The organism is Acidimicrobiales bacterium (assembly GCA_035512495.1).
Lineage (GTDB): Bacteria > Actinomycetota > Acidimicrobiia > Acidimicrobiales > CADCSY01 > DATKDW01.
The window spans coordinates 152,344-173,301 of the sequence record DATKDW010000062.1 but is presented as its reverse complement, the minus strand read 5'-3'; the positions used below and the strand labels follow the sequence as shown (position 1 = coordinate 173,301).

Below are 20,958 nucleotides of genomic sequence, written 5' to 3'. Positions count from 1 at the left end.
GAAGCCCGATGCAGCGACTGTGCTCTGACGCCCGCGGATGCGCAAGGGTGGAGGCGCGTTCCGGGCGCAGTGGGGCCATTTGGCCTAGCAGGCCCGAGGGCGTTCGGCGCGGGGCCGCCACTACCGTCGGGGCATGGACCGGCGGCACCCTCGACGACTCGTCGCGCTCCTCGCTGGGCTGGCGGCCCTCGCTGCGGCCTGCGGTGTGGAGGAGACCGCGACCCTCGGGCGGGCTGCACCGATGGTCGAGACCGCCGCCGCTCCCGCGCCGGAGCCGGCGCCCGCTCCACGGTCGGTCGTCGAGCAGGCCTGGACGCCGTTCGCCGTGGTCGGCGACGTCGTCCTCCACCACCCGTCGGCGCGCGTCGAGCGGGTCGGCTTCCACCAGTCGAACCACGACGGGGCCCAGGAGCTCGACCCGCTGCCGACCGCGGTCGCGCCGATCACGATGGAGTCGCGCGACCGCGACACGACGCCACGGGGGGCTGCCGACATCGTGGTCGACCCCGAGTCCGAGATCCGCTCGCCCGTGACGGGTCGAGTCCTGCGTGCCGGCGGCTACGTCCTCTACTGCGACCACCGCGACGACTTCGTGGTGATCGAGCCTGTCGCCCGCCCGGGCTGGGAGGTCAAGCTGCTCCACATCAACGGCGTGGTGGTGCGATCGGGCGACCGCGTGGAGGCAGGGGTGACGGTGCTGGCGCCTCGCGCCACCGTGTTGCCCTTCGAGTCGCAGGTCGACGAGCACACCGCCGAGCCGTCGTGGCCCCACGTGCACCTCGAGGTCGTCGACCCGTCGATCCCCAACCGCCCCAAGGGCGGCGGTTGCTGAGGCTGCGCTACGAGCGATCCCAGACGAGGCTGCTGGTGGCGTCCTCCCGGAGGAGCTCTGCCGGGTTGCGCTTGTCGATGTGGCCGATGAGGCCGGAGTAGATCCCGTAGCCCACCAGCTCCTGCAGCCGGGGGGAGAAGCCCCGGGCGATGTCGGCGGGGATGCCCAGCTGCTGGTTCTCCTGCTGGCGGATCCACCCCGCGCAGTAGTTCATGGCGATGCCCACTCGGCGCTGGTCGGTCTGGTTGGCGCCGCCACCGTGCCACAGGCTGCCGTGCCAGATGAGCACGGAGCCCTTGGGCATCTCCGCCGGGATCGACTCGTAGTGGGTCCCGAAGTCGGGAGAGCGGTCCGAGAGGTGGGTCCCCGGTATGAGGCGGGTCGCGCCGTTGGCCTCGGTGAAGTCGGTGATGGCCCACATCGAGTTGCAGACCGTGGGCGGGTGCGGCTTGGGCAGGGGCAGCAGCTGGTCGTCGGCGTGGATGGGCTGAGGGGTCTCGCCCGGGCCGATGGCGATGGACGACAGCGACGACACCAGGCAGCCCGGGTCGAGCACGCCCTCGACCACCGGCAGCACGCTCGGGTGCACGGGGATCCGCTCGTAGAGCTCGCCGTGCACCAACAGGTTGTAGATGCGCCAGGTCTGGGCGCCTTCGAACGGGTTGCCGGCCGGCACCACCGACAGGTCGTGCTCGAGGCGGGCGAGGTCGTCGGCCAGGGCGTCGATGAGGTCGGCCTCGATGGCGTCCTCGACGATGGTGTAGCCGTCGGTCGCCACCCGCTCGACGTGGCGGGCGACGTCCTCGGTGGTGAGCCCTGAGGTGGTGACCTCGCTCATCGACTCGCCTCCTGGGGCCCCCGGACCAGCCGTCCGGGCCGGGCGCCGGTGGCCTCGCCGTCCTCGTAGACGCCCTCGCCGGCCACGATGGTGTGCAGGTAGCCTTCGGCCCGCTGGAGCAGGCGCTTGCCCCCGGCGGGCAGGTCGAAGTGCATCTCCGGTGCTCGCATCGTGAGCCGCTCGTGGTCGATGACGTTGATGTCGGCCCGGTAGCCGGGTGCCAGCACCCCGCGGTCGTGGAGGCCGACCGTGGCGGCGGTGTCGCGGCACTGGCGCGCCACGAGCAGCGGCAGGCCGAGCTGGCCCCGGTCGCGGTCGCGTCCCCACAGCGTGAGCAGCGTGGTGGGGAAGCTGCCGTCGCAGATGGTGCCCACGTGGGCGCCGCCGTCAGAGAGCCCGGGCACGGCGTTGGGGTCGGCGAGCATCTCGCCGACGGCGTCGAGGTTGCCGTCGGCCCAGTTGAGGAACGGCTGGTAGAGGAACGCCCGCCCCTCGTCGCGCCGGATGATCTCGTAGGCGTACTCGTTGGCCTGGCGGCCGTCGCGGGCCGCGCGCGCTGCGATCGACGACGACGGGTCCGGCTCGTAGTCGGGGGGGTCGCCGAGCTCGAACATCTCGCCGTAGGAGGGGTGGGGCCGGTCGACCTCGAGCAGGCGGGCCTTGAAGGCGGGGTCGCCCATCGCCTGAGCCCGCTCGGCGACGGGCAGACCAGCGATCTCCTGGTACACGGGGTTGCGGAGGAACGGGTTCCAGGTGCACTGCAGGCCGAGGAGGATCCCGACCGCCCGCGCCGCCACCTGGGCCCGCATGGGGACACCGTCGGCGTTGGCCTCGGCGAGGAGCTCGAGCACCCGCCGGTACATGGACGGGGCCATCGACGACTGGGCGAGCGAGGTCGACAGCGGCCGTCCGGACTCCTCGGCCATCCGCCGGAAGATGGCGAACTCGGCGTCGACGTCGCGGTAGTCGGACACGACCTGGAGGACCCCGCGGCCGGCGGCACCGAGGCCGGAGGCGATGCCGACGAGCTCGTCGGCCTCGGCGGTGAGGGTCGGGGTGTAGTCGCCCGTGCTGGTCCGGTGGTTCATGGTGCGCGAGGTGGTGAAGCCCAACGCCCCGTCGAGCACCGCCTGTCGGGCGATCTCGGCCATCTCGGCGATGTCGTCGCCGGTGGCCGGCTCGCGGTCAGCGCCCCGCTCGCCCATCACGTGCAGGCGCAGGGCGCCGTGGGGGAGCTGCAGGCCGATGTCGATGTCGTGGGGGACCCGCTCGACGGCGTCCATGTATTCGCCGAAGGTCTGCCAGTCCCAGGAGAGCCCCTCGTGCAGCGCGGCGCCGGGGATGTCCTCGACGCCCTCCATGAGCTCGATGAGGCGCTGGTGGTCCGAGGGCCGCACCGGTGCGAATCCGACGCCGCAGTTCCCGGCGACCACGGTGGTGACGCCGTGCCACGAAGACGGGGCGAGTGCCGAGTCCCACGTGGCCTGGCCGTCGTAGTGGGTGTGGATGTCGACGAAGCCGGGCGCCACGAGCGCGCCGTCGGCGTCGATGGTGCGGGTGGCGTCGCCGTCGACCTCGCCCACGGCGACGATGCGCCCGTCGCGCACGCCGACGTCGCCGCTGCGCAGCGGGCCGCCAGTGCCGTCGGCCAGCGTCCCACCTCGGATCACCAGGTCATAGATCGCCACGCATCCCCCTTCGTCATGTTTCGGTCACGACGTTACCGGGCACTCGGGCGGCGACGGCGTGGACGGCTCCGTGCCTGCGGCGTTGCCGACCCGGCGGGACCATCGGCCCTGGTCGTGGCGGCGCCGCTGCGGGAGGCTGGGGCCGGCACCGAAAGGGAGGCTCATGGTCTGGTTCGTCGATCGTGTGGATGCGGGGCGGCGCCTGGCTCCCCGGTTGGAGCAGCTCCGGGGCCAGCCGGTGGTGGTGCTCGGTCTCCCACGGGGTGGGGTGCCGGTGGCGTTCGAGGTCGCCCGGTTCCTGGATGCGCCGCTGGATGTGATCGTGGTCCGAAAGCTCGGTGTGCCGTCCCAGCCCGAGCTGGGAATGGGGGCGATCGGTGAGGACGGCGTGCGGGTCATCAACGACGAGGTGGTGCGCGTCGCCGGTGTCTCCGAGGCGGAGCTGGCTGGGGTGGAGGAGCGCGAGCGGATCGAGCTCGCGCGCCGGGCCCGCCGGTTCCGCGGTGACCGGGTCCGCGTCCCGCTGCAGGGGCGCACGGCGGTGATCGTCGATGACGGCATCGCCACCGGGTCGACCGCACGGGCTGCCTGCCAGGTCGCCCGCGCCCATGGAGCGGCCCGGGTGGTCCTGGCTGTGCCGGTGGCCCCACCGGGGTGGACCGAGCGCCTGGGAGGCGACGCCGACGAGCTGATCGCGCTGGAGACCCCGGAGCGGTTCTCCGCCATCGGGCGGTTCTACGAGGACTTCTCCCAGACCTCGGATCAGGAGGTCGTCGACTGTCTCGAACGGGCCGCCGAGGCCGCGTCGGCGGGCACGGGCGACGGTGCTGCTGGCGGCGGCGATCCCCCGGCGCAGCCCCTCGCGCCGTAGGGGCGGGGTGACGGAGCACGGAACAGCGACGAAGCCCTCAAGGCTGCGCCCCTTCCTGGCCGATCTCTAGACCATGCCTGTCCGACGACTCACCTTCTGGCTCACCGGCCCCTACCGCCGCCGCTTCGAGCGGCTGTGGGCGTCCGGCCAGCAGCTCGTCGACGCCGAGGTGCTCCGCTTCTTCCAGCCGGCGGAGTCCGGCACCTGAGCATCGGGCCGGGCGGCCGGATCGCGACGACGGCCTGCCCCTCTTCAGTCGAAGAGGCCGGCGGTGGAGGCGTCGGGGTTGCGCATGTGCTGGATGCACTCGTGACGGGTGCGGATGCTCTCGAGGAACACGTCGTCGGTGAAGAGGTAGAGCTGCTTGGCGAGGATGGCGTCGTGGACGAGGTCGGCCACCTCGGCCGGCGGCTTGGCCGCCGCGAACAGCTCGGTGATGGCGGCCCTGCGCAGCTCGTCCTCGGGCGAGAGCTCGATCCCGGCCTTGGGCAGCTGCTCGGGGCGGTTGCGGTCGGACTCCATGATCCGCGTCGACACCAGCCCGGGGCACAGCACGGTGACCCCGACCGTGGAGCCGTCGGCGGTGAGCTCGTTGTAGAGCGTCTCGGAGATCGTCACCACCGCGTGCTTGGAGGCGTTGTAGGGGGCCATCCCGGGCGGCGAGGTGTGACCGGCCACCGAGGCGGTGTTCACCACGTGGCCGTCGCCGTGGGCGATGAGGTGGGGGAGGAACGCCCGCAGGCCGTGGACCACGCCCCACACGTTCACGCCGAGCACCCACTCCCAGTCGGCCACGGCGAGGTCGGCGATGCGGCCACCCGCAGCCACCCCGGCGTTGTTGCACACCACGTTGACGGTCTCGAAGCGCTCGAAGGCGGCGGCGGCGAGGGCGTCGACCTGGTCGCCGTCGGACACGTCGGTGCGCACCCCGATGACCTGGGCGCCTGAGCCGGAGAGCTCGGCGACGGCATCGTCGAGGGGCGCCTGCTCGATGTCGGCGAGGACGAGGTTCATCCCGGCGGCGGAGAAGCGGTCGGCGAAGGCCCGGCCCATCCCGCTCGCTGCGCCGGTGATGACCGCGGTCCGCCCTGTGAGCTCGTCCATGTGCGCCTCTCCCTGCCTCGGGTCCGTCGGTGACGGGATCGTCAGTGAGACCGTACCGGGTGCTGAGGGTCCTGCTTGCCGTCGGTGCCGACACCGGTGGGGCGGGCGGCCCGACGTCGACCGGCGGCGGTGGCCACCCCGGGGGCGACCGCCGGAGCGGGCATGCCCAGGCCGGCCGGCTCCTCCTCGGCGGCCCCGACGTAGGCGGTGTCGCGCAGGGGCAGCTCGCGGAGGAAGATGGCGACGAGGAAGCCGACGAAGGCGAGCGGAGCCGCGACCATGAAGGTGGTCGTGACGGCGCTCGACACGGCGGCGATCACCGGCTCGGCGATCTCGACGGGCAGGGCGCGGATGGCCTCGGGGCTGTTGGCGACGTCGTCGACGTCGAGGCCGGCGAGCGTGTCGGCCGGGAGGCGCCGGGCCAGCTGGCTGTGGAGCCTGGAGGCGAACACCGCCCCGAGGCCGGCGACGCCGATGGCCCCGCCGAGCGACCGGAAGAACGTGACGCCGGAGGTGGCCACGCCCATGTCGGCGTGGTCGATGGCGTTCTGCACGGCGATGGTGACCACGGGCATGACCATGCCGACGCCGAGGCCCATGAGGACGATGATCGGGACCACCTGGGGGCCGGTGACACCGGTGTCGAGGAGCGACAGGAGGGCCAGGGCGACGGTGACGAGCCCGGTCCCGAGCACCGGCCAGGCCTTGTAGCGGCCGGTACGGGTGATGAGTCGCCCCGAGGCGATCGACGCGAGGGTCACCCCCGCCATCATCGGCACCATGAACATGCCCGACGCGGTCGCCGAGAGGCCGCCGACGACCTGGAGGAACAGCGGCATGAAGACGATGCCTCCGAACATGGCGGCTCCGATGAGGAAGTTCAGGCCGGCGCAGACGCTGAAGACCGGGTTGCGGAACAGCCGGAGGGGGACGATGGGCTCGTCCACCCGCTGCTCCCACCAGAGGAACGCGACGGTGAGGGTCGTGCCGCCGACCGCGAGGCCGATGATCGTCGACGAGGCCCACGGGTGCTGGTTGCCTCCCCAGCTGGCGGCGAGGAGCAGGCTCGACATGGCCGTGACCAGGAGGCCGGCGCCGATGAGGTCGATGCGCTGGCGCCGCTGCGGGAAGGGGAGCCGCAGGACCCGGCTGGTGACGATCAGGGCGGCGATGCCGAAGGGCACCTTGGCGAAGAAGATCCAGCGCCAGGACGAGTTGTCGACGAGGAAGCCCCCGAGCAGGGGGCCGGCCACGCTGGCGAAGGCCCAGGTGGCGGTGAAGTAGCCGATGTAGCGGCCCCGCTCGCGCGGCGAGAGGATGTCGCCGATGATGATGAACGCCATGCTCATCAGCCCGCCACCGCCGATGCCCTGGAGGCCGCGGAACGCCACCAGCTGGTTCAGGTCCTGGGCGGCGCCGCAGAGGATGGAGCCGACGAGGTAGACGGCGATGGCCGCCTGGAACACGATCCTGCGCCCGAACTGGTCGCTGATCCTTCCCCAGAGCGGCACCGACACGGTGGCGGTGAGCAGGTAGGCGGTGACCACCCACGAGAGCTGGTCGAGGCTGCCGAGGTCGCCCACGATCACCGGGAGAGCGGTGGAGACCATCGTCTGGTCGATCGCTGCGAGGAACATGCCGAGGAGAAGGCCGCTCAGCACCACCAGCACCTGGCGGTGTGTGAGCTTGGTGCCCGTGGCCGTCGCCGCCATCCCAGCTCCTCCGGAGCGCTTCCCGGCGCACGAGCGGTCCGCGCGCTACGATCGTTGCACTGTGCAACGACTCGACCACTGTACCGTGGGCCAGCGGTGAGCGCACCCCGTCCAGGCGACGACCGCGAGGTCGAGCGTCGCATCGGCGTCGCCTGGCGCGAGCTGCGTCGGGGCGCCTCGATGGGCGGGCTGCGCACCTACCTCTACGGGGTGGGTCCCGATGCGGTCGACCTCGGCCAGGTCGACACCCTCGACCTCCTCGCCCAGGAGCCGTGCTGGCGGATGCGCGACCTCGCCGCCGCGCTCAGGGTCGACGCGTCGACCGCGACGCGGGCCGTCGACCGTCTCGTCGACGCCGGCCTGGCCGACCGCAGGCGCGACGCCGATGACGCCCGGGCCGTCGTGGTCGCCCTCACGCCGGCGGGCAGGCGGCGCCACGAGGCAGTGGTCGAGCGCCGCCGTTCGGCGATGGACCGGATCCTCACCGGGTTCGACGAGGGCGAGCGCGCCGTGCTGGCCGAGCTGCTCGAGCGCCTGATCGAGGGCGTCGACCGCTTCGTGGCCGAGGAGGGCACGACGGAGCGAGGAGGCTGACCGGCCCGGCCCTCGGTAGCCTCCGGGCATGACCGACGGCCCCGTCGACCTCCGCTCAGACACCGTCACCCGCCCGACCCCCGCCATGAGGCGGGCCATGGCCGACGCCGAGGTGGGTGACGACGTCTACGGCGAGGACCCGACCGTCAATGCGCTGCAGGAGGCGTTCGCCGAGCGGGTGGGCAAGGAGGCGGCGCTCTACGTGCCGACGGGCACCATGGGCAACCAGCTGGCGGTGATGGTCCAGACCCGTCCGGGCGACTCGGTGATCGTCGGGGCCCGTCAGCACCTGCTCGTCTACGAGACCAATGCCGCGGCGCGCAATGCCGGCGTGCAGCTCCACCAGGTCCCCGACGAGCGGGGTGCCATCCGTGCCGACGACATCCGCCACCTCGCCGACGCCGGGAGCCACCACTACCCGACGGTTTCGCTCGTGGCCGTCGAGAACACCCACATGCCCGCCAACGGTGCGCCCTGGGACCTGGCCGCGCTCCGCGAGGTCGCGGCCTGCGGCGTCCCGGTGCACATGGACGGCGCCCGCCTCTTCAACGCCGAGGTGGCCACGGGCACCAGCGCCGCCGACTACGCGGCCCAGGCCACGACCGTCATGGCGTGCATGTCGAAGGGACTCTGCGCCCCGGTCGGCTCGCTGCTGGCCGGCCCGGCCGCACTGATCGCCGAGGCCCGGCGCGAACGCCAGCACCTCGGCGGCAACATGCGCCAGGCCGGCGTCATCGCCGCCGCCGCCCTCGTGGCGCTGACCGACATGGTGGAGCGCTTGGCCGACGACCACCGGCGGGCCGCCGCCCTGGCGGAGGCGGTCGCCGAGCGGTGGCCCGACGGTGGCCTCGACCCGGCAGCGGTCTGCACCAACATGGTGATCTGGCGCCATCCCGACGCCCGCGCCCTGGTGGCTCACCTGGCCGCCGAGGGCGTGGTGGTGGGCACCATCGAGCCCGGCGTGGTGCGGGCCGTCACCCACCACGACATCGACGACGACGGCCTGGAGCGAGCCCGAAAGGCCATCGCCACCGCTCCCTGAGGGTGCGCGGATCCCGTCGCCGCCGGGTCCTCTCGCACGTCCCCGGCTGGCCCATACCCCGGGAACACGTGTTTACTGGACACTGAGCGGGCGGCTCCCACCGCGGCCCGCGCTCCTCCTCACCATGGTCACGTCCCTCCGCGACATCCCGGGCGCCCGCCCCGGACCCGGCCCCCGACGTCGCCGGCGCCCCCGCCCCTCCGCGGGGACCTACCGGCCGGCGCTGCTCAGCGACCCCCGAGCCGCGCTCGACCGTGGCCCCAGCCGTCGTCGCCAGCTGTTCCGCGCCAAGCGCCGGCCCGATGTCTTCCTGTTGGTGCTGTGCCTCGGGGCCATCGGGCTCGTCGCCTACGTGGCCAACGCCGCCTGGGGCGCCAACCAGGTCGACCTCCGCCTGGCGGGGGTGGCCGACGGTTCCAGCCTCACCCTCGTCACCGCCGGTGAGATCGAGCTCGACATCCGGGTGGCGCCTGCCACTCGCGCCAACGTGACGCGCGCCTGGGTCAACGGCCGCGAGGTCACCGACGAGCTCGAGGAGCGTGACCACGGCTTCGGCTGGCGCCCAGAGGAGCAGCTCGCCGAGGGCACCTACACCATCGAGGTGGCGGTGCCTCGGACCTTCGTCGGCACCTCGCGCCAGCAGCGCCGCTTCGTCGTCGACGGTACCGCCCCTCAGATCAGCGCCCCGGCGCTCCTCGACCCCGTCGCCATCGATGATCCCGTCGTGATCGAGGGCCACGTCGACCCTGACTCCGTCCTCCTCGCCGACGGCGAACGGGTCGAGCACGACGAGGGCCGGTTCGCGCTGCACTACGACATCCCCCCGGCCGGGCCGGTGGCGCTGGCCGCCATCGACCGGAGCGGCAACGTGGCGATGAGCGAGGTGATCGTCCCGGTGCAGCACCCCGGCATGCGCGCCGCCCACGTCACCGCTGCCGCCTGGGCCCACGACGGGCTCCGCCAGGGCGTCCTCGACATGATCGACGAGGGGCGCATCGACACCGTCCAGCTCGACCTCAAGGACGAGGGCGGCGAGATCGGCTACGACTCGCAGGTCCCCCTGGCCCGCAAGATCGGGGCGGTCAAGGCCCGCTACGACCTCGAGGAGGCGCTGGAAGACCTGCACGGCCGCGGGGTCTCCGTCGTTGGTCGCATGGTGGCGTTCCGCGACCCGATCCTGGCCAAGGCGGCGTGGGAGCAGGGGAGCCCCGACTGGGTCATCCAGACGCCCGACGGCGATCCCCACCCCAGCTACGGCGAGAGCTTCACCAACTTCGCCCACCCCGAGGTGCGGCAGTACAACATCGACATCGCCCTCGAGGCCGCCGCCGCCGGCGTCGACGACATCCTCTGGGACTACATCCGCCGTCCCGAGGGCTCCCTCGACGACATGGTGGCGCCCGGCCTGATCGACCCGCCCGAGGTGGCGGTGGCCGACTTCCTCGCCGAGGCGTTCCCGCAGCTGCGCGCCATGGGCGTCTACCAGGGGGCGTCGGTGTTCGGCATCGCCGCCGCCCGCCCCGGCCCGGTTGCCCAGGACATGCCACGCATCGCCCGTCAGACCGACTATGTGGCGCCGATGGTGTACCCGTCGTTGTGGGTCAGCGGTGAGTACCGGGTCCCCGACCCGGTGGGGATGCCCCGCGAGATCGTGCGGGCCTCGCTGCTCGACTTCCAGGAGAAGGTCGACGGCACCGGCACCGCGATCTTCCCGTGGTTGCAGGACTTCAGCTTCCGCAGGGTCTACGGCCCGGCCGAGGTGCGGGCCCAGATCTGCGGTGCGGCCGAGATCGGCATCGACGGCTGGCTCATGTGGTCACCACGGGTGCGCTACAGCGCCGCGGGCATGGACCCGGGGGGCACGCCGAGCTGCTGACGGGTGCAGCGGCGCCCCGGGAGGGTGGCAGGGTTCGCGGCGCGCCGGGGCTACCGTGGAGCAAGGCTGCTGGGGAGGACGAGATGTCGACGTATCAGCGCTACCCCACCTGGATCAAGGTCGGGGTGTGGGCCTGCCTGATCGGCCTGGGCGCCTTCGTGCTCATGTCCGTCGTCGCCGGGTTCTAGGAGCGTTCAGGGCAGCGGGCGGCCGAAGGGGAGTTCGTCGCGCCACGTGCGCAGGAACGACTCGGCGGCGTAGCACGACCCCAGGAGCGGGCCGTCGTCGTGGGCCGACGCCGCCATGGCCTCGGCCACCGCGGTGTCGACGCGGGCGAGGGCGTCGTCGATCGAGGCGTCCGTCGGCGCGGCGCCGACGATGCTGGGCCCGGCGAGCGCGATGGTGTCGGGGAGGGCGGCGACCCCACGCCGGCGCAGCGACGCCAGTGCCTTCGGGCTGACGGGCTGCTCCCCGCTTGGGAGCACCACGCCCGCCCGGACCATGCCGGCGCCTTCCTCCGACAGCGAGCGCAGGGTCGGGGCCGGCACGAAGACGTCGACGTCCACCCCGAAGACGGCCCACTGGTCGGTGGTGTCGACACCGAGGTGGGTGACGAGGTCGTCGCCGTGGTCGGCGGCTGCGGCCACGAGCTCGTCGACGCCGAAGCCGGCCTCCTGCACCGCGCTGCCGGCGCCTGTGGAGATGGCCACGATGCGGGCGCCCCGACGGTGCAGCTCCTGGGCCAGGGGAGCCGCGGCGCGGCTCCACCGCAGCGCGACCCGTTGCCCGTCGAGGCCGCCGAGGTACGCCTCGGCGCAGGCGGCGGCGCTGCGGGCCGCCGCCAGCTCACGCACGGCGCCACCGTCGACGGACTCCCACAGCAGCGGGTTGCGGGGGTCGTCGTCGCGCAGCGGGGCCAGGCCCTCGGCGCTGACGCCGGCCGCCGGGTCCAGGGCCAGGTCGCCCCTCGCCACGAGGGGTCTCACGTCCTCCACGAAGTCGGCCACCGCGGTGGACCCGTCGGCGGCCTCGGCCTTGATGCCGGCGGCGCCGCCGCCCCGGCGGATCCCGAGGAGGGCCAGGCGGTAGGTGGCCACCCGGGCGTAGAGCTTGGCGTTGGCCTGTGTCACCTTCGGCCCCAGCCGCACCGGGCCCTCGCAGGGCACGTCGGGGAGGTCGCGGATGACGAAGGCGGCGTTGCGGTCGAGCTTGGTGAGCTGCACGTCGGCAGTCTGCCCGACGTCGTCGGGTGCCGGGTCGTGCGGTCGGAGGGGGTCAGGCGCGGGGAGGGCGCGTGGGCCCGTGGCAGCAGGCCGGGTGGCAGGTGTCGAAGCGCGGGCCCGAGGCGAGGGCGCGACGGGGCGCGGAGGGGTCGAGCTGCTCCTGCACCAGCTCTCGGACCATGGCGACGAACCGCGGGTCGGTGCCGGCGGTTGCCGCCCGCACCAGCGAGAGGCCGAGCTCCTCGGCGCGGCCGGTGGCCTCGGTGTCGAGGTCGTAGACCACCTCCATGTGGTCGGACACGAAGCCGATCGGCGCGACCACCAGGTCGGTCGCGCCCCCGGCGTGCAGGGCCTCGATGTGGTCGACGATGTCGGGCTCGAGCCAGGGCTGTGAGGGAGGGCCGCTGCGGCTCTGCCAGACCAACGCCCACGGGTGGTTGCCGTCGAGGCGGGAGGCCACGAGCGTGCACACCTCGAGGAGCTGGGCCTGGTAGTCGCTCGAGTCCGCCATCGACGTGGGGATGCTGTGGGCCGTGAACGCGATTGGGGTTCCGTCCCGCCGCGCGGCGGGGACCCGCTCGAGGGCGGCGCGGACGTTGTCGGCGTTGGGCTCCACGAAGCCGGGGTGGTCGTGGAAGCCCCGGAGCTTCTCGATCACCGGTGCCACCGGTCCCACCTCGGCGCAGGCGCGGGCGACGTCCTCCCGGTACTGGCGGCAGCCCGAGTACGACGAGTACGCCGAGGTGACGAAGGCGAGCGCTCGCTCGACGCCGTCGCGGGCCATGGCGGCCACGGTGTCAGCGAGCAGGGGGTCCCAGTTGCGGTTCCCCCAGTACACGGGGAGGTCGATGCCCGCCCCCGCGAGCTCGGCGGTGAGCGCAGCGACGAGGGCGCGGTTCTGGCCGTTGATGGGGCTCACCCCGTCGAAGAGGGCGTAGTGCCGCGACACCTCGACCAGCCGCTCGCGGGGGATCCCGCGGCCCCGGGTGACGTTCTCCATGAACGGCACGACATCGTCCATCCCCTCGGGTCCCCCGAAGGAGACCACGAGGAGGGCGTCGTAGCGCGTGGCGGTGCCGGGGACGGCGAGGTCCATCGGGGGATGCACCGTAGCCTCGGCCCATGCCTGACTACGTGGCGCCGCTCGCCGACATCCGCTTCGTCCTCGACCATGTGGTCGACGTGGGGGCCTTGGCGTCGCTGGAGCCCTTCGCCCACGCCAAGGCCGACGTGGTCCACGGCGTGCTCGAGGAGACGGCTCGCTTCATGGAGGAGGTGGTGGCGCCCACCAACCGGATCGGCGACACCGAAGGCCTCACCCTCGACGCCGACGGCAGCGTCACCACCCCCGAGGCGTTCCGGGACGCCTACCGGCGCTACGTGGAGGCCGGCTGGGGGGCGGTCCCGTTCGACCCCGCCTACGGGGGTGGCGGCTTCCCGTGGCTGGTCAACATCGTCCAGCAGGAGATGCTCACCTCGGCCAACATGGCGTTCTCCATGGCCCCGCTGCTCACCCAGGGCGCCATCGACATGCTCCACGCCCACGGCAGCGAGGAGCAGCGCGAGGTCTACCTCCCGAAGATGGTCTCGGGCGAGTGGACCGGGACGATGAACCTCACCGAACCCGACGCCGGCTCCGACGTAGGGGCGCTGCGCACCCGTGCCGTGCCCGCCGACGACGGCACCTGGAGGATCTCGGGCACCAAGATCTTCATCTCCTTCGGCGAGCACGACATGGCCGACAACATCATCCACCTCGTCCTGGCCCGGGTGCCCGACGCCCCGCCGGGGACCAAGGGGATCTCGTGCTTCATCGTCCCGAAGCACCTGGTGGCCGACGACGGCAGCCTCGGGCCCCGCAACGACGTCACCTGCGTCTCCATCGAGCACAAGATGGGCATCAAGGCCAGCCCCACCTGCGTCCTCTCCTACGGCGAGCGTGGCGAGGGGGCGGTCGGGTACCTCATCGGCGAGCCCAACGCCGGCATGCGCTACATGTTCACCATGATGAACAACGCCCGCCTCTCGGTGGGCGTCGAGGGCCTGGCCCTGGCCGAGCGGGCGTACCAGCAGGCGGTGGCCTTCGCCTGCGAGCGGCGACAGGGGCGGGCACCCGGCGCGCCCAGAGGCGAGTCCTCGCCCATCGTCGACCACCCCGACGTCCGTCGCATGCTCATGTCGATGAAGGCCTCCGTAGAGGCGATGCGCTGCCTGCTCTACCTCAACGCCGAGTCGATCGACCTCGCCAACAGCCACCCCGACGAGGCGGTGCGCACCGAGCGACAGGAGCTCGTCGAGCTGCTCACCCCCATCTCCAAGGCGTGGTGCACCGACCTCGGGGTCGAGGTGACCTCCCTCAACGTCCAGGTTCACGGCGGCATGGGCTACGTCGAGGAGACCGGGGCGTCCCAGCACTACCGCGACGCCCGTATCGCCCCCATCTACGAGGGGACCAACGGGATCCAGGCCATGGACCTGGTGGGGCGCAAGCTCGGCCTGAGCGGGGGAGCGGTGGTCGAGCGCCACCTGGCGGCCATGGAGGCCGTCGCCGCCGAGGCAACCGCTGAGGGTGGCGACCTCGCCGCGATCGGCGTCGAGCTCGCCGACGGCGTCGCCGCCCTCCGGGACGCCACCGGCTGGCTCATGGAGCACGGCTTGGCCGACCCGATCGCCGCCCTGGCCGGGGCCGCGCCCTACCTGCGGATGTTCGGCACGGTCACCGGCGGGTGGCTGCTCGCTCGATCGGCGCTGGCCGCCACCCGCCTCCTCGCCGCCGACAACCCCTCTGACCAGGGGTTCCTCGAGGCCAAGGTGGTCACCGCCCGGTTCTACGCCACCCAGGTCCTGCCGACGGCACGGGGCCTCCTGGCCTCGGTCACCGCCGGTCCCGACACCATCATGGCCATCCCGGCGGAGCACCTCTGGAGCCGCTGAGCGCCCGGCTCCCGGACCCGGTGGCACCCCTCAAGCAGGTGTTCGGGGGTCCGATGCAGAACCTTGGGACCGCGATCCCCACATTCGTCGTACACTGAAGGCCCCCGTCAGTCGGGCTCGTCTGGTCGCTCGCGCCGGCCGACGGCCAGCCATCCCCGCGCGATGCTGAACAAGGACCGGTACGAGTTGCCCAAGCAACGTCCAGAGCGCGCCGACGAAGACCTCGTCCGGCTGTACCTGAGTGACATCGGCAAGCACGCCCTGCTGACGAAGGCCGACGAGGCCACCCTCGCCCAGGCGATCGAGGACGGCAACGCCGCGCGCGCCGAGCTGGCCACGCTCGAGGCGACCAGCGAGCGCATCCCCGTCGCCAAGAAGCGCGAGCTGCGCCTGGCCATCCGGGCCGGCGAGGACGCCACCCAGACCTTCATCCAGGCCAACCTGCGCCTGGTGGTCTCGATCGCCAAGAAGTACCAGGCGTCAGAGCTGCCGCTCCTCGACCTCGTCCAGGAGGGCAACCTCGGCCTCATCCACGCCGTCGAGAAGTTCGACTGGCGCAAGGGCTTCAAGTTCTCCACCTACGCCACCTGGTGGATCCGCCAGGCCATCACCCGCGGCATCGCCAACACCGGCCGCACCATCCGCCTCCCGGTCCACGCCGGCGACCAGCTGACCCGCCTGCGCAAGGCCCAGGCCAGCCTCGAGGTCAAGCACGGCCGCCCCGCCACCCTGGCCGAGCTTGCCGCCGAGCTCGACCTGCCCATCGACAAGCTGACCGACATCTTCCGCTACGCCGGCGGGACGTTGTCGTTGTCGGACCCGCTGCGCGAGGACGGCGACGCCGAGCTCGGCGACGTGGTGGCCGACCCCTCCGCCGCCTCCCCGTTCGACGCCGCCGCCGAGTCGCTGCTGCCCGACGAGGTCGCCCGCCTGCTGGCGCCCCTCGACGAGCGGGAGCGCACCATCATCCGGCTGCGCTACGGGCTCGACCGCGGTGAGCCCCGCACCCTCGAGGAGGTCGGCGAGGCCTTCAACCTCACCCGGGAGCGGTTCCGCCAGATCGAGGCCCGGGCCATGTCGAAGCTGCGCCACCCGTCGGTCGACACCGGCGCCCGCGAGCTGCTCGCCGTCTAGGCCCACCACCCGGACCTCCCTCCGCTGATCCTCGTCGACCAGGCCATCTGGCCCTGGCGCGGGCGGCGCTGGGCCCACCTGGTCAGCGACGTCAGCGTCGAGGAGCTGCACGCCTTCGCCACCCGGCTGGGTGTGCCGCGGCGCGCCTTCCAGGGTGACCACTACGACATCCCCGCCGAGCTGCGACTCGAGGCGCTCGAGCTGGGGGCGGTGGCGGTCGACGCCCGGGAGCTGGTTGGCCGGCTCCGTGCCGCTGGCCTGCGCCGCCCGGCTGGCCGGCGGTCGGCCGGTCACGAGTCGACCTGAGACCCTTCCCCGGGTGCATGACGAAATGGTGACGCCCTGATGTCACTTTCGTGAACGGAAGAACTACCATGGGGCGGTCCTGATACCGGCAGCCCCTGGCGCTGGCGTCTTCCCCTGCCCCGAAGGCCCTGATGCGCGCGCGCCACCACCGCTCCCTGCTCTGCACCACCCTTGCCGTCGCCCTCACCGTCGCCCTGGCGCCCCCAGTCCTGGCCTCGCCCGCCCAGACCCTCCCCGCCAGCGAGCGGGCCCCTGACGGCGAGCGGGCCGCCGATGTCGGCCGGCCAAGCACCACGGGCTTGACCATCGCCGGCCTGATGGGGTGGCGCAACCCCCGGCCGGTCACCGTCGCCCCAGCCGCCACGGCACCGGTGGCTCCGGTCGCCGTCGGCCTGCGCCTCCACTGGCCGATGCTGGGTGAGGTCACGTCCGGCTTCGGCATGCGCTGGGGCCGTCCCCACCAGGGGCTCGACATCCCGACCCCGTGGCACACGCTGCTCGTGGCGCCCGCGGCCGGCACCGTGACCTACGCCGGCTGGCGCTCGGGCTACGGCATCACCCTGGAGATCCAGCACGCCGAGGACACGATGACCCGCTACGCCCACCTCGCCGGCACCCCGGTGCAGGTCGGCGACGCGGTCTCGCGGGGCGACTGGATCGCCAACACCGGCAACACCGGCCAGTCGACCGGTCCCCACCTGCACTTCGAGGTCCACATCGGGGGCGCACCGGTCGACCCGTTGCCGCTGCTGCCGCTGCTGCCGCCGGGCGCCTTCCGCCCCTGAGGCGACGGCGGCTCAGGACCCGCCGGCGGCCAGGAGGTTGCGGGCGATCTGGCTGACCTGGATCTCGTCGGTGCCGGCGTAGATCTGCAGGACCTTGGCGTCACGGCACAGCTGTTCGACCTGGTACTCGGCCATGTAGCCGTTGCCGCCGAAGAGCTGGACCGCCTCGAGGGCGACCTCCATGGCAGCTTGGGCGGAGTACAGCTTGCAGGCAGACGCTTCGGTGAGGTCCATGCCCTTGCCGGCGGCCGACATCTCGATCTGGCGGAAGACCAGGTTCTGGATGTTGAGCCGAGCGACCTCCATCTTCGCCAGCTTCAGCTGGATGAGCTGGAACTCGCCGATGGGCTTGCCGAACTGGACGCGGTCGCGGGCGTACTGCACGCTCAGCTCGAGGCACTGCTCGACGATGCCGAGCGCCATCGCTGCCACCCCGGTGCGCTCCATCGAGAACGTGTCCTTGGCGGCCGAGCGAGCGGGCTGGTCCTCGGTTTCGCCGATGAGGCGGTCGCGGCCGACCCGCACATCGGTGAGGAACAGCTCGCCGGTGGGGGAGGAGTGCATGCCCATCTTGCGCAGCGGCTTCGACTGCTCGAAGCCGGGCATGCCGCGGTCGAGGATGAAGCTCACCACCTTGCGCGACTCGATGGGCGTGCCGTCGCCCTCGTCGAGCTTGCAGATGAACACGGTGGTGTCGGCGTGAGGCCCGTTGGTGATGAAGGTCTTGGAGCCGTTGAGGATGTACTCGTCGCCGTCGCGCTTGGCGGACGAGCGCATCCCCCCGAAGGCGTCGGACCCGGAGCCGGGCTCGGTGATGGCCCAGGCGCCGATCTTGTCCATGGTGAGGAGGTCGAGCGCCCAGCGCTCCTTCTGGGCGGTCGTGCCCTTCGACATGATCGCCGCTGCGGTGAGGCCCATGCTGACCCCCATGGCGGTGACCATGCCCGGGCAGTAGCGGCACAGCTCGATGATCGGGATCATCGTGAAGGCGGACCCGCCGCCGCCTCCGCCGCTCTCGCCCTCGTCCTCGGGGGTCTCGCCGGCGGCGACCGCCTTCTCCCGCGCGATGCGCTTCTCGAAGCCGGCGCGGGCCATGGCGTCCATGCCGAAGGTCGAGAACAGCTTGCGGAGGATGTCGTAGGGCGGGAGGTCGCCATGCTCGAGCTCCTCGACGTGGGGCTTGACCTCCTTCGTCACGAAGTCCCGGACGGCCTGTTGCACCATCAGCTGCTCGTCGCTCCACTGGTACACGTCGGTGCCTCCGGTTCGGGGTGAGGTGGTCGGAAGCGATGTTAGGGATCGGACGTGACGGCGGTGTCATCGAAGTGCCGGGAGGGCCTCGAGGATGGCGAGGATCTCGTCGCCGTAGGCCTCGAGCTTGGTGGGTCCGATGCCGGGGACGCGGGCCAGGCCGGCCAGCGACGATGGGCGGGCGACGGCGATGGCGCGCAGGGTGGCGTTGCTGGCCACGATGAACGCGGCCACGCCGTCGGCCCTGCTGCGCTCCAGGCGCCACGCCCTGAGCGCCTCCTCGACCGCAGCATCGCCCGGTGGCAGGTCGGCCACCGCCTCCGCTCGCCGTCGGCCCTTCGGTGTCACCGGCTCGATCACCGAGCGCTCCCGGGGCAGAGGCGCCGGGCGGTGGGGCGCGGACCCGGTGAGCTCGTCGAGGAAGGGGGAGGGGCGCCCGGCGTCGCCCAGCACCGCCACCCGCCGTCGCCCGCGGGTGACGGCCACGTGGAGGATGCGCCGCTCCTCCTCGACGTCGTCGGCCAGGCGGTGGGGGATCAGCCCGTCGGTGACCCCGAACACGGCCACGTGGTCCCACTCCATGCCCTTCACCCGGTGGATGGTGGAGAGGGTGACGCCACCATCGGCCCGCTCCCGGTGGAGCACCGAGCGCAGCCACGGCTCGAAGCTGGCGGCCTCGGGGTGCAGGTCGGCGACCTGCTCGAGCGCCTCGAGGTCGTCGAGCTGCGAGGCGGTCTGGCCCCCCTTGGAGCCGTCGAGGAGGCGCATGGCCCCGCCCAGGCCCACGCTGTCCTTCACCACGCCGAGCAGCTCGCGAGTGGTGGCGCCTCCGTGGGCGGCGTCGATGACGAGCTCGATGTCGTCCACGAGGCTGTCGACCTTGTCGCTGACCTTGGCGTCGTCGATCTTCGCGGCGATGCGGCGCAGCTCGCCGACGTCGAGTCGGCCCCGCAGCCACTTGGGGAACCAGTTGGGCAGGCCCCGGGACGGGCGGCGGTAGACCTCCACGACGTCGGCGGGGTCGATGGCCGACGGCTCGGCCGCGATGCGGAGGTAGGCGAGGGCGGCGCGCACCCCGGTGCGCTCCAGGACCTCCGGGCCGAGGGTGGAGGTGATCGCGATGCCGGCGGTGGACAGCGCCACGTGAGGGGCGAGGAGGAGGCTGTTGACCCTGGCGAGCACGGCCACCTCGGCCGTGGTGGCACCGTCGGCGAGCCACGCCTCGACCGTCTCGACCAGGCGCCGGGCGCCGACCTCCGGCGGGTGGCGGTCGATGTCCAGCGCCGCCAGTTCGGCCGCGGCATCGGGGCCGGCGGTGATCTCCTTGGGGACCCGGCGGTGGTTGTACGACAGCAGCGCCTTGGCCGCCGCCACCACCGGTTCGGGGCAGCGGTAGTTGACGGTGAGGGGGTGCGACGCCGCCCCCGGGAACAGCTCGGCGAAGTCGATCAGGAACCCCGGGTCAGCCCCTGAGTATCCGTAGATCACCTGATCGTCGTCGCCCACACCGAAGACGTCGAGGTCGGGGGTGGCCAGGAGGCGCAGGAGCAGGAGGTGGGCGGGGGTGAGGTCCTGAAGCTCGTCGACCAGCAGGTGGCGGCAGCGGTCCTGGGCCCGTCGGCGCAGTGCCCCGTCGCGCAGGAGCGCCTCGACGGCGCCGTAGACCTGCTCGTCGAAGTCGACGGCGCCGGCGGCCGCGAGGGCGCGACGGTAGGGGCGGAAGGCGCCAGCCAGGCCGGGCACGTCGTCACGCTCGTCCTCCACCTCGTCGGGGTCGCGCAGCCCGAGGCGGATGGCGGTGAGGCCTTCGAGGTAGGGGGCGGTGGGGTCGGTGTTGGCCAGCCGCCGGCGCTTCGGGACCACCTCGTCGACCAGGCGGCGCACCTCGCGCTCGTCGAGGACCCGGGGCTGCCGGCCGAGGTGCTCGGTCACCAGCCGGTAGCCGAGGGCGTTGAGGGTGTCGGCACGCGGACCGACGTCGGTGGTGCGGGCTTCGAGCTCGAGCTGGGCCCGCTTGTTGTAGGCCACGGCGAGCACGGTGCTGCGCTCGAGGCCCCGGTCGACCATGAGGTGGCGCACCCGCTCGGTGAGGACGCGGGTCTTGCCCGAGCCGGCAGGGGCGACGATGCGGGCCGGCCCCGCCCCATGGGCGACCGCGGCCAGCTGGTCGGGGGCCAGGTCGGCGGCGGGGAGGCAGGGCGCGGGGGCGGTGGCCAGCGACCCCAGGTCGACGCTCTCGCGGTGCACGACCGCGGCGCCGAGCACCGCGGTGTCGAGGGGGCCACGGGGGCCGCCATCGACCCACGCCGCCGTGCCATCGGGCAGCAGGAGGTCGGCGGGCCCGTCGGGCGTCTCGGTGGCGCCGAGGCGCGCCGCCTTGCGGCCCCACCACCACACCGGGTCGCCGGCGCGGGCGTCGTAGGTGTTGGCCCACACCAGGAAGTGGAGGCGGTCGGACCACGCCTCGAATCGAGGATCGAGGCGCCACGGCTCCACCTCCCAGGTCTCGGGGGTGCGGAAGTGCACCGGGTCGACGGCCAGCTCGACCACCAACGGCCGTCGCGCCAGCCAGGCGTCGTGGAGGGCGCCGACCACTGCGGCCGGGTCGGCCAGGCCGGCGTCGTCGAGGGTCACGACGGGCGCGCCCTCCCAGGGCGGTGGGGGCGGTGAGCCGGCGGTGACGACGACGCCACGGCCGAGCAACGCGGGTCCGGGGGCGGGCACCTCGACGACCCTAGGGGTCCCGTGTGACGCTCCGGCCGCCGACG

General features: G+C 72.8%; 18 protein-coding genes. 10 read left to right on the top strand and 8 right to left on the bottom strand.

Annotated features, from left to right (window positions below; all coding sequences use genetic code 11):
- Positions 1-133: 133 nt before the first annotated feature.
- Entirely contained in the window at positions 134-832 is a 699-nt protein-coding gene (locus VMN58_09505) for a hypothetical protein (protein HUF33428.1), read from the top strand.
- Positions 833-839: 7 nt separating this feature from the next.
- Here the strand turns inward: VMN58_09505 and VMN58_09500 are convergent, their stop codons facing one another.
- Positions 840-1,670, bottom strand: a complete 831-nt coding sequence (locus VMN58_09500; GenBank protein ID HUF33427.1) for a phytanoyl-CoA dioxygenase family protein — start codon at positions 1,668-1,670, stop codon at positions 840-842.
- Positions 1,667-3,358, bottom strand: coding sequence for an amidohydrolase family protein (locus tag VMN58_09495; GenBank protein ID HUF33426.1), 1,692 nt, complete (start codon positions 3,356-3,358; stop codon positions 1,667-1,669). The genes VMN58_09500 and VMN58_09495 overlap by 4 nt, the downstream gene beginning before the upstream one ends.
- Positions 3,359-3,521: 163 nt before the next feature.
- On the opposite strand from VMN58_09495, the gene VMN58_09490 reads away from it, so the two are divergent.
- On the top strand, positions 3,522-4,229 hold the full coding sequence (locus VMN58_09490; protein HUF33425.1) for a phosphoribosyltransferase: 708 nt from the start codon (positions 3,522-3,524) through the stop codon (positions 4,227-4,229).
- Positions 4,230-4,302: 73 nt separating this feature from the next.
- Positions 4,303-4,437, top strand: coding sequence for a hypothetical protein (locus tag VMN58_09485; GenBank protein HUF33424.1), 135 nt, complete (start codon positions 4,303-4,305; stop codon positions 4,435-4,437).
- 44 nt (positions 4,438-4,481) lie between these two features.
- Here VMN58_09485 and VMN58_09480 read toward each other — a convergent pair whose 3' ends face one another.
- Together VMN58_09480 and VMN58_09475 are read right to left on the bottom strand one after the other, a co-directional pair.
- Positions 4,482-5,333, bottom strand: a complete 852-nt coding sequence (locus VMN58_09480; GenBank protein ID HUF33423.1) for an SDR family NAD(P)-dependent oxidoreductase — start codon at positions 5,331-5,333, stop codon at positions 4,482-4,484.
- Positions 5,334-5,374: 41 nt separating this feature from the next.
- A complete protein-coding gene (locus VMN58_09475) occupies positions 5,375-7,045 on the bottom strand; it encodes an MDR family MFS transporter (protein ID HUF33422.1) in 1,671 nt (556 codons plus the stop codon).
- A gap of 96 nt (positions 7,046-7,141) precedes the next feature.
- On the opposite strand from VMN58_09475, the gene VMN58_09470 reads away from it, so the two are divergent.
- The 3 genes from VMN58_09470 to VMN58_09460 all read left to right on the top strand — a co-directional run bounded on the left by VMN58_09470 (position 7,142) and on the right by VMN58_09460 (position 10,557).
- Positions 7,142-7,639: a MarR family winged helix-turn-helix transcriptional regulator gene (locus VMN58_09470; GenBank protein ID HUF33421.1), complete on the top strand. Its 498-nt coding sequence runs from the start codon at positions 7,142-7,144 to the stop codon at positions 7,637-7,639.
- Between the two features lie 28 nt (positions 7,640-7,667).
- The gene (locus VMN58_09465; protein ID HUF33420.1) at positions 7,668-8,681 is read left to right on the top strand and encodes a GntG family PLP-dependent aldolase; all 1,014 of its coding nucleotides are present in this window, start codon (positions 7,668-7,670) and stop codon (positions 8,679-8,681) included.
- A gap of 124 nt (positions 8,682-8,805) precedes the next feature.
- On the top strand, positions 8,806-10,557 hold the full coding sequence (locus tag VMN58_09460) for a putative glycoside hydrolase (GenBank protein HUF33419.1): 1,752 nt from the start codon (positions 8,806-8,808) through the stop codon (positions 10,555-10,557).
- Positions 10,558-10,751: 194 nt separating this feature from the next.
- Here VMN58_09460 and VMN58_09455 read toward each other — a convergent pair whose 3' ends face one another.
- A complete protein-coding gene (locus tag VMN58_09455; protein HUF33418.1) occupies positions 10,752-11,780 on the bottom strand; it encodes a Glu/Leu/Phe/Val dehydrogenase dimerization domain-containing protein in 1,029 nt (342 codons plus the stop codon).
- Between the two features lie 52 nt (positions 11,781-11,832).
- Complete coding sequence (locus VMN58_09450; GenBank protein ID HUF33417.1) at positions 11,833-12,876, bottom strand: ferrochelatase; 1,044 nt, start codon at positions 12,874-12,876, stop codon at positions 11,833-11,835.
- A 26-nt stretch (positions 12,877-12,902) separates the two neighbouring features.
- Here VMN58_09450 and VMN58_09445 point away from each other — a divergent pair, with 26 nt between their 5' ends.
- The 4 genes from VMN58_09445 (at position 12,903) to VMN58_09430 (ending at position 16,939) form a co-directional block, all read left to right on the top strand.
- Positions 12,903-14,714 (top strand): acyl-CoA dehydrogenase, encoded by a 1,812-nt coding sequence (locus VMN58_09445; GenBank protein HUF33416.1) that lies wholly within the window; start codon positions 12,903-12,905, stop codon positions 14,712-14,714.
- A 162-nt stretch (positions 14,715-14,876) separates the two neighbouring features.
- Entirely contained in the window at positions 14,877-15,848 is a 972-nt protein-coding gene (locus VMN58_09440; GenBank protein ID HUF33415.1) for a sigma-70 family RNA polymerase sigma factor, read from the top strand.
- A gap of 24 nt (positions 15,849-15,872) precedes the next feature.
- On the top strand, positions 15,873-16,154 hold the full coding sequence (locus tag VMN58_09435) for a DUF4031 domain-containing protein (protein ID HUF33414.1): 282 nt from the start codon (positions 15,873-15,875) through the stop codon (positions 16,152-16,154).
- Between the two features lie 131 nt (positions 16,155-16,285).
- A complete protein-coding gene (locus tag VMN58_09430; protein HUF33413.1) occupies positions 16,286-16,939 on the top strand; it encodes a M23 family metallopeptidase in 654 nt (217 codons plus the stop codon).
- Positions 16,940-16,951: 12 nt separating this feature from the next.
- On the opposite strand, the gene VMN58_09425 is transcribed toward VMN58_09430, so the two are convergent.
- Complete coding sequence (locus VMN58_09425) at positions 16,952-18,190, bottom strand: acyl-CoA dehydrogenase family protein (protein ID HUF33412.1); 1,239 nt, start codon at positions 18,188-18,190, stop codon at positions 16,952-16,954.
- Between the two features lie 66 nt (positions 18,191-18,256).
- Complete coding sequence (locus VMN58_09420) at positions 18,257-20,914, bottom strand: ATP-dependent DNA helicase UvrD2 (protein HUF33411.1); 2,658 nt, start codon at positions 20,912-20,914, stop codon at positions 18,257-18,259.
- Positions 20,915-20,958 lie beyond the last annotated feature (44 nt).